Genomic DNA, 14,027 nt, shown 5'->3' with positions numbered 1-14,027 from the left:
AAATTAAAATGATAGAACGTTATGCTATAAAAGAAGTTGAAAAAATTTGAGCTGATAATAATAAACTTAATATCTGATTGCAAGTAGAAATTAATGTCGTAAATGCTTGAGCACAATTAGGGTATGTCCCACTTGAGGAAGCAAAAAAAATTGAGAAAAATGCAAAAGTTGATATTAAGAGAATGTTTGAAATTGAGCAAAAAACAAAACATGATGTTGTAGCATTTACAAGGATGATTTCAGAACAACTTGATTCAGAAAAAAAATGAGTTCATTTTGGATTAACATCTACAGATGTTGTGGATACTGCTCAAAATAAAATGATTCAACAATCAAATATTTTATTAGAAGAAGCTTTAAATAATTTAAGCGTTATTTTAAAACAAAAAGCAGAAGAAACTAAAAAAATAATTATAATGGGAAGAACTCATGGTATGTACGGAGAACCAACATCTCTTGGTCTAAAATTTCTTTTATGATTTGATGAAATTCAAAGACAAATCATAAGATTAAAATTAGCAAGACATCAAATAGAGGTTGCTAAAATATCTGGTTCTATGGGAAACTATGCAAATTTAGAACTTGAAGTTGAGGAATATGTTGCAAATTCAATGAATTTAAATTTAGATAATATATCTACTCAAGTTACTCAAAGAGATAGACATGCATTTTTAATATCTGTAATTGCTAATATAGCATCAACTTTTGAAAAAATAGCTACTGAAATAAGACATTTTCAAAGAAGTGAAGTTCAAGAAATATGTGAGGGTTTTGGTAAAGAACAAAAGGGATCTAGCTCAATGCCTCATAAAAAAAATCCCATAAGTTCGGAAAATATATGTGGTCTTTCAAGATATGCAAGGTCTTTTGTTAATACAGCTTTTGAAAATAACGTTTTATGACATGAAAGAGATATTTCACATAGTTCAAACGAAAGATTAGTTTTTCCAGATATTTATAATATAATAATTTATGTATCAAAAAGAATGACAAATACAATTAATGATTTGGTGATTAATGAAGATTCGATTGCCTCACATATTAATGACCAAAAAGGAATATTCTTTAGTCAAAGAATATTAACCTATATTTTAATGAAATATGAATTTTCAAGAGAAGAAATTTATGACTTTATACAAAAGTGTACTTTGGAGTGTCAAATTTCAAAAAAAAGCTTTAAAGAAATTTTACTTAAAAATGGAATTATGAAGTATATTTCATCAAAGAATGAATTAAATGAGCTTTTTGATATTAATTTTTTCATTAGAAATGTTGAAAAAATATTTAGAAGGGTGATGGATAATCATGGATAATCAAAAATTAGTAACTTTAATAACAGAAGAAGAAATTAAAGCAGCAATCGCAAAGGTGGGAACAGATTTAGGTAAAACTTATGAAAATCAGCAATTAGTTATTGTAGCTGATTTATCTAGTTCATTTATTTTTATAGCTGATTTAATCAGAGAGCTGCCAATTGATGTAACAATTCAGTTTGTAACAACACCAAAAGAAAATGAAGATTTATTAATAGACCTAGGTTTAAAACATACTTTAACAGATAAAAATGTATTAATTGTAAATGATGTTTTAAATAAAGGTAATAGACTAGAAAAATTACATAATCTTGTTGAAAAAGAAAAACCAGCAAATATTCAAATTTTAAACTTAATTGAAAAAAACATTAAGGATAGAAAAATGGAATTAGAAAGTGCATCACTATTTAAATTAGAAGATGTATTTGTTGTTGGTTATGGATTAACTTATAAAGAAAGTTATAGAGGACTAAAGGGAATATATAGTCTTTCAATAGAAGAATAGTTATGAAGAAATATTTTTATGTAACAACTCCTATATATTATCCAAGTGGAAACTTGCATATAGGTCATGCTTATACAACAACATTAGCAGATGTTATTTCAAGATATAAGAAGGAAAACGGATTTGAAGTTTTCTTTTTAACTGGTTCTGACGAACATGGTCAAAAAATTGAAGAAAAAGCAAAGGAAAATAATTTAAAACCAAAGGAATATGTTGATAAAATAGTTCAAGGTTTTTTAAATTTATGAGAGTTATTAAATATTGATTATAATCGCTTTATTAGAACTACTGACAAAGATCATGTGGCAGCTGTTAAAGAAATTTTTAGTGAACTATTATATAAAAACCTGATATATCCATCAACTTATAAGGGAAAATATTGCATTAGTTGTGAGGAATTTTTAACAAAAGAACAAATGGATGAGTCATACAATCATTTTATTTGTGGCAAAAAAGCCGAAGATTTTGCAGAAGAAACATATATGTTAAAAGTTTCAAGTTTTAAAAAGTATTTGCAAGATTTATTTAGTACAAATTTTTTAGAACCAGAATCAAGAAAAAAAGAGATGTTAAATAATTTCATTAATAATGATTTGGAAGATTTATCAGTTACAAGAGTAAGTTTTAATTGGGGAATTCAAATAAAAGAAAATCCAAAGCACGTAATATATGTATGATTGGATGCACTTTCAAATTATATTACTGCGTTAGGTTATAAAACAAAAAATAATGAATTATTGAAAAAATTTTGATCAAATGATACAGAAATTTTGCAAATTATTGGAAAAGAAATTACAAGATTTCATTCAATTTATTGACCAGTAATATTAAATTCACTTGGTTTAAAAATTCCTGATAAATTATTATCTCATGGATGAATATTAAGTGGTGATAAGAAGATGTCAAAATCTATTGGTAATGTCTTAGACCCAATTGAAATAATAAATAAATACTCAAGTGATGCTTTACGATTCTATATAATAAATAATTTACCTACAGATAAAGACGGAAGTTTTACAAATGAATTATTTATAGAATCCTTTAATAATAATCTTGCAAACAATATTGGTAATTTAATCTCAAGAGTTTCTAATATGATAATTAAATATTTTGATGGCTTACTTCCAAATAAAAATGTCTTAAATCATTGACTGGTTAAAAATGCTTTTGAAACAATTGAAAATTATAAAGAGCAAATGGATAAATATAATATGTCACAAGCAACTCAGATTGTTTTAAAGTTAGCGCAAGAATGTAATAAATTTATTGAAGATGCAAAACCTTGAACTTTAGAAAAAGAAAATAAGACTGAGGAGTTGCTAGAGGTATTATCTGTTTTACAAAAAAATATAGTTATAATTTCTTATTTATTGAAACCAATTTTAGTTAATTCATATCCTGATATGATAAATCAGATGGGATTAGATCCAAAACAAATTAATTTTAATAATTTACAAGATGATTTTAAATTTCAAAAAATAGTTGATAAATTAGTCTTATTTGAAAGAATAAAATAAAAGAGAATGAGGGAGGCGTGCACATGCAAGCTGAAATAGTTGTAGTTGGTGCAGGCCATGCTGGTGTAGAAGCAGCATTAGCTTCTGCAAGAATGGGAAAAAAAACAATTTTAGTTAACTTATATAAAGATAAAATTGCAACAATGCCATGTAATCCATCAATTGGTGGTCCAGCTAAGGGAATTGTTGTAAGAGAAATTGATTCACTTGGTGGAGAAATGGGTAAAGCTGCGGATGCTACTGCATTGCAAATTAAATTATTAAATTCTTCTCGAGGACCAGGTATTTGAGCATTACGCGCTCAATCAGATAAAGTTGAATATTCAAAGTATATGGAAAGGGTTGTTAATAATCAAAAAAATTTAGAATTAGTTGTTGGAGTGGTTAAAGATATATCTTTAGATTCAAATAATAATGTTAAGTCAGTTATACTAGAAGATAAAACTGAAATTCATTGTAATGCAGTTATATTAACTACTGGAACTTACCTTTCTTCTTTAATATATCGTGGTGAAGAAAAATATGAGTGTGGTCCTAATGATGAAATTACAACAAAATCATTAAGTCAAACATTAGTTAAACTTGGACTTAAAGCTTTTAGATTTAAAACTGGAACTCCTCCAAGAGTTAAAATTAACTCTATAAATTTAGAAAAAGCGTTAATTGAGCCTGGTACAAATGAAGATTTAGCTTTCTCTTTTTCTACAAAGAAATTTTTACCATTTCAAAAACAAGAAGTCTGTTATTTAATTCATTCAACTTCAAAAACTAAAAAAATTATTGAAGATAATTTACATAGGTCAGCAATGTATTCTGGAGAAATTGAGTCCGTAGGACCAAGATATTGCCCGAGTTTTGAAGATAAAATTGTAAGATTTAGTTCAAAAGAAACTCATCAAATTTTTTTAGAGCCAGAATCAAAATCTTTGGATACTTTTTATGTTCAGGGATTTTCAACTTCTATGCCTGTTGAGATACAAGATAAAATGCTTAGAAGTTTACCAGGTTTTGAAAATGTTGTAGTAGATAAATGAGCTTATGCAATTGAATACGATTGCATAGATCCTCAACAATTAAAATTATCTTTAGAATTAAAATTAATAGGTAATTTATTTTTGGCAGGTCAGATTAATGGAACAAGTGGCTATGAAGAAGCTGCAGGTCAAGGATTAATTGCTGGAATAAATGCAGTGAGAAAGATTGATAATTTAAAACCTCTAATTTTAAAAAGAAATGAATCTTATATAGGAGTTATGATTGATGACTTAATTAATAAGGGAGTAATTGAACCTTATAGATTACTTACAAGTAGAGCAGAAAATAGATTGACTTTGAGAAATGATAACTCTGAAATGCGACTAAAAAAATATGGCTATGAAGTTGGTTTAGTTTCAGAAAAGGAATGAAAATCACATCAAAAATTTGAAAGAGAAATTTTCAAAAAAATAGATTTATTAAAAGGAATAAGATTTAGTCCTAAAACAGATTTAGCGATAGAATTAAAAGAAACTGGGCAAGCTATCTTAACTCAGGGATTTAGTGCTTATGAAATTTTAAAACAACCTAAAGTAGATATAAATATTTTTAAAAAATATATTAAAGAATTAAATGAACTTTCAAAACAACAGCTTCAAACTTTATTAATACTAATAAGATTTGAAGGTTATATCAAAAAGGAAAATGAAACAATTGAAAAATTCATAAAACTGGAGAATAAAAAAATACCTAAGGATGTTGACTATTCAAAAGTTGAGAATATTGCTTTAGAGGCAAGACAAAAGTTGGAAAAGGTTAAACCTACTTCAATTGGTCAAGCTTCCAGAATAACAGGAGTAAATCCTGCAGATATTCAAATGTTACTATTTCACTTAAAAAGGAAATATAATGAGGTATAATCATGATTAATGTTAATAAAAAAAATAAAACTAAGAACAAGATTTTTGAATTTTTATCTGTTTTTTCAATGACTTTTGGAATAGTTGTTGGTAGTGGAATTTATTTAAAAAATGCTGGAGATAATGGTGTACTTGCAAAAGCTGGGAATAATCCCTATTTAGCAATAGCTGTTTGAACACTTATGGCATTTTTTTGTTGTTCAATGATGTTATCTTTTATAGAGTTATCAAGCTCAACCAAAAAAGGTGAACATAATACCTTAACTGCTTGAGCTGGAAGATTTCTTGGGAGAAGATATGGTTCATTAGTAACAATACTATATGCCATTATTTATCTTCCAGTTTTAATAATAATTGGAGCATTATTTACAACAAGTAGTTTTTTTCAATCTATTAATATTATTTATGAATTCTCTACAGGCAAGGAAAGTTGATTAACAGGAGATACAAAAATTATTGTTGAAATATTTGTAGCTTCATTAGTATTAATTTTATTTCAAATTGTTAATACTTATACAACTAAGCCTGGTAAAATTTTGCAAAATGCTCTTTCTTTTTTGAAGTTTATTCCTTTAATTACTGTCTTAATAGCAGGAATTACTTTTTTCTCTCTTGGTAAAGAAAGTTCATTTGATCCAGAAAAAGTTGGAGGCTTTCAAATTAATAATATATTTGTGACAATGGTTCCAATTATGTTTGCCTTTGATGGTTTTTTAGATTCAGCTGCAATACAAAAGGATTGTGAACATAAAGAAGTTGTAGCACCAGCTATGATGACGGGTATTATTGCAGTTTCTATATTTTATATAATAATTAGTGTTGCGATTTTTATGGGAGCTTCTGATGGCAATATATTAAATATTTTTAAAAGAGAGGGTATTGATCCAAGAATTCATTTTACTTTTAATTTAATAATTACTTTAACTTTATTGACAATGGTAAATGCATATAGTGTTATTTATCCAATAGTTATAAGAGCTTCAATTGAAGAGAAATTTGTTTATTCCAAAAAAAATGGAGGAGAACTTTCTAAAATAAAATCAAGTTGAATCTCAATATTAATTGTTTTTATATTTTTTATTGCCTTTGTTGGTTCAAGTTTATTACTACCAAAAAGTATAACTGGAGATGACTCTTACTTATATACAGCATATTTATCTTCTGACTCAACAATAATAATTGTTTACTTATTTCACATTCCTTTGTTAGTGCAAATGCTTATAAATAGAAAAACCAAAAAAATTAAAGTTAGAAAAGTCAGAGGGGCCTATTGTGCGGCAATATTTTCTTCTTCTATGTTAATTTTGACTTTGGGTTACATTTATTATTTAAATATTATAAAATCGTTAATAGATGGACAGCTGGTATCTCCAATAATGTGATTTGTATTTATAATAATATTAGTAGTTTTTTGGAGTATTAATGAAACGATTATTTCAAAAAATAATATTGAAATAAATGATTTTTATTTTAGAATAAATCCAAAAAATTGATTTAACTATGATAAGCAAAAATGTTTAGATATTTTTAATGCTAGAAAGGTTTTAAAAAATGATAAAGGTAAACAAAGCAAATAGGGCAAAAAATAAATCTTTTGAATTTTTAACTATATTTTCAATGGTTTTTGGAATTGTAGTTGGTAGTGGGATCTATTTAAAAAATAAAGTAGAGGCTGGTGGAGTATTACATGAAGCTGGAAGAAACCCTTGATTAGCACTTACTGTTTGATTATTTATAGGAGTATTATGTTCACTTATAATGTTAACTTTCATTGAAGCAGCATCTGCAACAAAAAAAGATGGACATTCTACAGCTCAAAGTTGAGCAAATAAATTTATTAATAGAAGAACAGCTTCTTTATTTTCTATTTTATATATTTGTATGTATCTTCCAATTTTAGCTGGCTTAGGAGCGTTATTTACAGTTAAAACTGTCTTTAGCGGAATTAACTCATTTTATTTTATTGTAAATGAGGAAAGTCTAATTTTAAAAATTGGAAAAGTACAATGGATGTCCATGGAGTTATTTTTTTCAACATTAGTATTAATTGGTTTTTCATTAATGAATATTTTTACCCATAAACCAAGTAAGCTTATTCAGAGTATTTTTACTATTGTTAAGTTTTTGCCTTTAATAACTATTGTAATTGGTGGATTTACACTCTTTGCAATTAACTCAGATGGCAATAATTCATTTAATCCTCCATCAGACTTTGAACCGTGACAAGTAAATACTTTTTTTGGAACAATGATTCCAATATTATTTGCTTTTGACGGGTTTATTTATGCAGCAACTTTACAAAAAGATTGTGAACATAAAGAAGTTGTAGCTCCAGCAATGCTTTCTGCAATTATTGCAGTGACATTGTTTTATATAATAATTACTATTTCAATTTTTTTTGGAGCAAGTGATGGAGATGTATTTAAATTATTTGATAATATGTTTAGTAAATCTCCTTGAATATCTTTATTATTTAAAATTGTAATTGCATGTACAATTTTGACAACAGTAAACGGTTATACAACTTTAATCCCTAAAACAGTTCAATCTGGTTTGCAAGAAAAATTTATTTACTCAAAAAATGATACGGATAATATTAGTTATGTAAAATCTGGTTTTATTGGAATGGCAATAACAATGTCAATTTATGTATTATTTATTACAATATCAATTTTAATTGACTGAAATAGTTCAGAAATTAATTACTTTTTAGTTGCAGACTATTCCTCAAATAGTACAGTAATGTTTGGTTTTGTAGTTTATTTAATATTAATGGTTTTTGTATTACATAATAGAAAAACCAAAAAAGTTGAGACTTTAAAAATTAAAGGTGGTTTTGTAATAGGAATAATAACATCAACAATATTGTCTATTATAATGGCATATGCATATTATGATTTTTTAGTTGGCAAGTTTATGTCAAAGGATTTAAAGACCATGATTGATCCTATTTTATTAATTTTTTTTGCTACGATACTTGCTATTGCTTGAATAATTAATGAAATTTTAATTTCAAAAAATAATATTGATGTAAATGACTTTGTTTTAAGAATTAAACCAAAAAATTGATTTAATTATAATAAAGAGTTAGAAATTGAAAAATTTAAAAGTAAAACTAATGTAAAATAGAAAAGAATTAATCTTTTTTATTTTTTTAGAGGAGTGATTAAATGGACTGAAATAGATTTAAAGAATTAAATATTGAATTAAACGATTTAAAAAAAAATTTATTACTAAAATATAAATCTATTTTACAAAAAGAGAATGCAATTCATAATCTTACTGCAATAGTTGAAGATCAAGAAATATTAGACAAACATTTTTTTGATAGTTTAATATTTACAAAAGTTTTTAATCCAGATAATTTAGAAATACTTGATATAGGAACAGGTGCTGGTTTTCCAGGAATTGTTATAAAAATATTTTATCCAAATGCAAAAGTTTTTCTTTTAGAATCAAACTCTAAAAAAATAAATTTTTTAAATAAAGTAATTTTTGAATTGGATTTAAAAAATATTTGAACTATAAATGCTAGAGCAGAAGAATATACAATAGATAACAAAGAAAAATTTGATGTAATTATTTCAAGAGCAATGGCACCCCTTAATATCTTGTTAGAAGTGGGTGCTCAGGGTTTAAAAATGAATGGAACTTTTGTATGTTTAAAGTCTAAAAATGTAAATGTAGAATTAATGGATTTGAATAATCAAGAAAAAAAATTAGGATTAAATTTATTTTTAAAACAAGAATTAAACGATGAAGTTTTAGGAGAAAGAAATAATTTATTTTATTCAAAATATAATAAAACACCCTTAGAATATCCAAGACAATATAGTCAAATTAGAAAAAGACCTTTGGGAAAATAATAAATATTTAATATATAATAATGATTATGAGAGGTATTTTATGGCAAAAGTAATTTCAGTTTCGAATCAAAAGGGTGGTGTTGGTAAAACTACTACCTCAGTAAACTTAGCATGTGGTCTTGCTCTGGCAAATAAAAGGGTACTACTTATAGATATGGACCCACAGTTCAATGCAACAACAGGAGTGGGCTTTGAAATAGATAGTAATACCTTAAGTATGTATCATGTCTTTGTGGGAGAAAAAACTCTTGGTGAAGTAGTTATCAAAAATATTAAAAAAAATATAGACTTGGCACCAAGTTCAATTGACGTGGCAGCAGTTGACCTTATTCTTTTAGAGCAAAAAAATAATAATCAAAATGTTTTAAGAGAAGAAATTAATAAAATTAGTCATAATTATGATTTTGTTATTATTGATTGCCCACCAAGTTTGGGATTAATTAATAGAAATGGACTCGCAATTTCTGATACAGTATTAATTCCGATACAAGCAGAGCATTATGCAATGCATGGAGTGGCGCAATTATTAAGAACTATTAAAAAAGTAAAAGAGACATTAAATCCAAATCTTACTATTGAAGGCGTATTAGTCACAATGTTTGATTCAAGAACAAAACTTGCACATGACGTTTTAGAAGAAATAATGAAAACCTTTGGACCAAAGGTTTACAAATCAGTTATTCCTAGAAATGTTAGAATATCTGAATCTTCAATGGAAGGTAAATCAATATATGAATATGATAAAAATGGAGCTGGCTCAATTGCTTATATTGAGTTTGTAAAAGAGGTGCTAAAAGAAAATGGCCAAAGCTAAAGGAAAGTATAATTTTAAAGGATTAGATGATATTTTTGGAGAATCAGTTTCAGATATTATTGGTGTTATTGAAAACGATAAAAACAAAGTTGAAGATAATAAGACAATGATAGATATAAAGGTTCTTGTGGCAAATCCATATCAACCAAGAAAAAATTTTGAAAAAGAGGAATTAAACGAACTTGCAAGTTCAATTAAAACACATGGTATAATTCAACCAATTATAATTAATAGTAAGAATCAAATTATTGCAGGTGAAAGAAGAACTAGAGCTGCTAAGTTGGCAGGACTTAAGAAAATTCCTGCAATAGTTTTAGAACTAAGTGAAAGTCAAATGGAAGAGTTTGCAATAATTGAAAATATTCAAAGAGTTGATTTATTGGATATTGAAGAAGCTGTTGCATATAAAAAGCTTTCAGATAATTTAAAACTAAAACAAGAAGATATTGCAACAAGAGTTGGCAAATCAAGATCACATATAGCAAATATTATGAGACTTTTAAATCTACCTGAAAAAGTACAAGATGCTATGTTACAAAAAAAAGTATCAATGGGTCAGGCAAAACCTTTACTAGCAATTGTTAATAATGAAAAATTATTAGATTCTATATTTAAACAAATTTTGGAAAAGGATTTAACTTCAAGAGAAGTAGAAAATCTAATTAAAAAAAGCAATTTACCAAAAAATACAAAAAAACAAGATTCTAAAAATAACTCAATAGTTCATATGGAAAATAAGATGATGAGAAAACTTGGAACAAAAGTAAGTATTGAAAATGGTAAGTTAACTATTAGATATTCAGGCGAATCTGATTTAAATAGAGTTTTAGAAATTTTAGGATTAACTAATGAAAATTAATTTAGGAGATAAAGTATTTTTAAAAAAATCTCATCCAAGTAAAACTATATTTTGAATTGTTTTAAGGATTGGTACTATTTATAAATTGCAATCCAATATAGATAAAAAAATAATATTGGAATTTCAAAAAAATGATCTTTTAAAAAAAATTAAAAAAGTAGAAAGTGGAAAATAATATGGGATTACAAGTAGGAATAGTTGGTTTACCAAATGTTGGGAAATCCACTTTATTTAATGCAATTACAAATTCAAAAGTTGAAGCGGCAAATTATCCATTTGCAACAATTGAACCAAATGTTGGAGTTGTAGAAGTACCAGATTGAAGATTAGATAAATTAGCTGATATATTCAAATCAAAAAAAACTATTTATACAACAATTGAATTTGTTGATATTGCTGGCTTAATTGCAGGAGCAAGTAAAGGTGAAGGATTAGGTAATGCCTTTTTAGCAAATATTAGAGAAACAGATGCTATCTGTGAAGTTATTAGGTGCTTTGATTCAAAGGAAATAACTCATGTTGAGGGAAGCGTTGATCCGATAAGAGATATTGAAATAATAGAGTTAGAATTAATTTTATCTGATGAGGCAACTGTTAAAAAAAGACTTGCAAAAGTTGAACCAAAATTCAAGTCGACTAAGGATAAAGAAATCATCTTTGAATATACTTTACTTAAAAAACTGGCAACTCAACTTTCTGATGGTAAGTTATTAAATAAACTTGATTTTAGTGAAGAAGAAAAAATTGCTTTAAAATCATTTCAACTTTTAACAACAAAAAAATTTATTTATGTGGCTAATGTTGGTGAAGACGAAGTTAGAGAAGATAATAATTATGTAAGGCTTGTTAGAGAATATGCTCAATCATGTAATTCACAAGTTGTTAAAATTTCTGCAAAAATTGAAGAAGATTTAAGTGAGCTTGAAAAAAATGACAAAGAGGTTTTTTTACAAGAAGCTGGAATTGAAGCGTCAGGACTTGAACAATTAATTAAAGCTGCATATTCAACACTGGGGTTAAAGACATATTTTACTTGTGGTCCTCAAGAAGCAAGAGGATGACAGTTCAAAGATGGTTTTAATGCTCCACAATGTGCTGGAATTATTCATACAGACTTTGAAAAAGGTTTTATTAAAGCTGATGTTTATAAGTGTGAAGATATTTTTGAACTAAGAGATGAACAAAGTTTAAAGAATAGCGGAAAAATAAAACTTGAAGGAAAAAATTATATCGTTCAAGATGGAGATGTTTGTTTTTTTAAATTTAATAAATAGCATTAAGGATTTATAACTTTAATTAGTTATAAATCATTTTTTATTTTATAATCATTTTGTTAAGAGGAGTAAGTATGAAATTTAAAGTTGGATTTTCTAAAGATATGCATAATTTAATAATTGGGGATTATATTTTAATTGGTGGAATTAATATACCTTCAAAAACTAAGGTTGATGCATATAGTGATGGAGATGTTTTATTTCATAGTTTAGCCGAGGCTATCTTTGGCTCACTTGGAGAAGAAGATTTAGGTCAAAATTATAATTCAAAAAATATGAAAAAAAATTTTGAATCAATTATTATGGTTAAAGATTCTTTAAATCTTTTAAAGAAAAAAGATTATAAAATATCTAACATAGATATTTTAATAGAGCTTGATGCACCAAATCTTATAAATTTTAAAGCTGCTATTAAAAAAAATCTTTCAGAGATTTTAAAGATTGGATTGGATCAAATATCAATAAAGGCTACTACCACAGAAGGAAACTTTAGAAATATAATCACAAGTTATTGTAATATATTAATTTATAAAAGTGAGGAAAATGAAAATGGAAAAATTTAGATTAAGATATGCACCATCACCAACTGGTTACTTACATATAGGAAATACAAGAACAGCTTTAATGAACTATCTTTTTGCAAAACACTATAATGGAGATTTTATTTTAAGAATTGAAGATACAGATATCGAGAGAAATGTTGATGGAGCAATAGACTCTCAATTTGATAATATGAAATGATTGGGCATTCTACCAGATGAATCATTTAGAAATCCAAAAAAAGATTTCGGAAAATATATGCAGTCTGAAAAGTTTGAAGTATATCAAAATTATGCAAATATTTTATTAAAACAAGGGAAAGCATATAAATGTTATTGTACTTCAGAAGAACTTGAAAAGGATAGAGAAATGCAATTATCAAAAGGTATTATTGCTCCTCAATATAATAGAAAATGTTTATCTAATAAAAATAATGATGAAACAAAACCATTTAATATTAGATTTAAAGTTCCAGATAATAAATTATATAGAATTAATGATCTAGTTCGTGGTAATGTTGAGTTTAATTCAAAAGAAATTGGTGATTTTGTAATTCTAAAATCAAATGGAATTGCAACATATAATTTTGCTGTTGTAATTGATGATTATGATATGAAAATAACTCATGTTGTTAGAGGTGAAGAACATATCTCAAATACTCCAAGACAGTGTATGATATATGAATCTTTTGGTTGACATGAACCATTGTTTTGTCACTTAACATTAATAGTTGATGAAAAAAAGAAAAAACTTTCTAAAAGAAGTGGAAATGCAATGTTTTTTATTTCACAATATAAAGAACAAGGTTATTTACCTGAAGCAATTTTTAATTATATTTCATTACTTGGTTGAAGTCCAAAGAGTGAGCAAGAGATTTTGACTAAAGAAGAACTAATAAAAGTTTTTGATGAAAAAAGATTTTCTAAATCTCCTAGTACTTTTGACATGATAAAAATGAAGTGAATTAATAGTCAATGAATAAAAAAAATTAGTGATGATGATTACATAAAATTTGTGATTAATTTTATTGATCAAAGTAAGTTTGAAATTAAAAATAAAAGGGATAATTGAGTCAGATCTGTTTTACTTTTATTTAAAAAAGAATTAGAGTTCGCATCTCAAATTAATGATCACTTAGATATTTTCTTTAATAAGAAAATAGATAGTAAAACAAAAAATATTTTGGCAGAGTTTAATATTAAAAAAGATTTAATAGTTTTTTTAGAAGAAGAATTAAAAAAAATAGTTGAATTCAATGAAGAAAATATTAAGGCTTTGATAAATAGTATTGGCAAAAAATTTGAATTAAAAGGTAGAGATTTATTTATGCCTGTAAGAATATTTACAACTTTAAGTGAACATGGTCCAGAGTTGGCAAAAACAATTTCACTGATAGGAAAAGAACAAGTTATACTTAATATAAATAGTATTAAATAAGAGGTTG

General features: G+C 26.1%; 13 protein-coding genes. All 13 read left to right on the top strand.

Annotated elements, in window-relative coordinates; all coding sequences use genetic code 4:
• Window positions 1-8: 8 nt before the first annotated feature.
• The 13 genes from purB (at window position 9) to gltX (ending at window position 14,020) form a co-directional block, all read left to right on the top strand.
• A complete protein-coding gene (purB, locus tag AACL15_RS05350) occupies window positions 9-1,313 on the top strand; it encodes an adenylosuccinate lyase (RefSeq protein ID WP_339034107.1) in 1,305 nt (434 codons plus the stop codon).
• Complete coding sequence (locus AACL15_RS05345) at window positions 1,306-1,818, top strand: phosphoribosyltransferase (protein ID WP_339030007.1); 513 nt, start codon at window positions 1,306-1,308, stop codon at window positions 1,816-1,818. The genes purB and AACL15_RS05345 overlap by 8 nt, the downstream gene beginning before the upstream one ends.
• 2 nt (window positions 1,819-1,820) lie before the next feature.
• Entirely contained in the window at window positions 1,821-3,335 is a 1,515-nt protein-coding gene (gene metG, locus AACL15_RS05340) for a methionine--tRNA ligase (RefSeq protein WP_339034105.1), read from the top strand.
• A 17-nt stretch (window positions 3,336-3,352) separates the two neighbouring features.
• The gene (gene mnmG / locus AACL15_RS05335; RefSeq protein WP_422398396.1) at window positions 3,353-5,230 is read left to right on the top strand and encodes a tRNA uridine-5-carboxymethylaminomethyl(34) synthesis enzyme MnmG; all 1,878 of its coding nucleotides are present in this window, start codon (window positions 3,353-3,355) and stop codon (window positions 5,228-5,230) included.
• 2 nt (window positions 5,231-5,232) lie between these two features.
• On the top strand, window positions 5,233-6,807 hold the full coding sequence (locus AACL15_RS05330; RefSeq protein ID WP_339034101.1) for an APC family permease: 1,575 nt from the start codon (window positions 5,233-5,235) through the stop codon (window positions 6,805-6,807).
• On the top strand, window positions 6,782-8,359 hold the full coding sequence (locus tag AACL15_RS05325) for an APC family permease (protein WP_339034099.1): 1,578 nt from the start codon (window positions 6,782-6,784) through the stop codon (window positions 8,357-8,359). Before AACL15_RS05330 ends, AACL15_RS05325 begins: the two co-directional genes overlap by 26 nt.
• A gap of 41 nt (window positions 8,360-8,400) precedes the next feature.
• Window positions 8,401-9,096: a 16S rRNA (guanine(527)-N(7))-methyltransferase RsmG gene (gene rsmG / locus AACL15_RS05320; protein ID WP_339034097.1), complete on the top strand. Its 696-nt coding sequence runs from the start codon at window positions 8,401-8,403 to the stop codon at window positions 9,094-9,096.
• 40 nt (window positions 9,097-9,136) lie between these two features.
• Window positions 9,137-9,910, top strand: a complete 774-nt coding sequence (locus tag AACL15_RS05315) for an AAA family ATPase (protein WP_339034095.1) — start codon at window positions 9,137-9,139, stop codon at window positions 9,908-9,910.
• Window positions 9,897-10,769, top strand: a complete 873-nt coding sequence (locus AACL15_RS05310) for a ParB/RepB/Spo0J family partition protein (RefSeq protein ID WP_339034093.1) — start codon at window positions 9,897-9,899, stop codon at window positions 10,767-10,769. The genes AACL15_RS05315 and AACL15_RS05310 overlap by 14 nt, the downstream gene beginning before the upstream one ends.
• Window positions 10,759-10,944: a DUF951 family protein gene (locus AACL15_RS05305; RefSeq protein WP_339034091.1), complete on the top strand. Its 186-nt coding sequence runs from the start codon at window positions 10,759-10,761 to the stop codon at window positions 10,942-10,944. The genes AACL15_RS05310 and AACL15_RS05305 overlap by 11 nt, the downstream gene beginning before the upstream one ends.
• 1 nt (window position 10,945) lies before the next feature.
• Window positions 10,946-12,043, top strand: a complete 1,098-nt coding sequence (ychF, locus tag AACL15_RS05300; protein WP_339034089.1) for a redox-regulated ATPase YchF — start codon at window positions 10,946-10,948, stop codon at window positions 12,041-12,043.
• A 74-nt stretch (window positions 12,044-12,117) separates the two neighbouring features.
• Window positions 12,118-12,606 (top strand): 2-C-methyl-D-erythritol 2,4-cyclodiphosphate synthase, encoded by a 489-nt coding sequence (gene ispF / locus AACL15_RS05295; protein ID WP_339034087.1) that lies wholly within the window; start codon window positions 12,118-12,120, stop codon window positions 12,604-12,606.
• Window positions 12,593-14,020, top strand: a complete 1,428-nt coding sequence (gene gltX, locus AACL15_RS05290) for a glutamate--tRNA ligase (protein ID WP_339034085.1) — start codon at window positions 12,593-12,595, stop codon at window positions 14,018-14,020. Before ispF ends, gltX begins: the two co-directional genes overlap by 14 nt.
• Window positions 14,021-14,027 lie beyond the last annotated feature (7 nt).

It is taken from the genome of Spiroplasma endosymbiont of Cantharis rufa, assembly GCF_964019665.1.
In the GTDB taxonomy this organism is placed as follows: domain Bacteria; phylum Bacillota_I; class Bacilli_A; order Mycoplasmatales; family Mycoplasmataceae; genus Spiroplasma_A.
The sequence above is the reverse complement of the archived record's forward strand: the minus strand, read 5'-3'. Positions and strand labels throughout refer to the sequence as shown.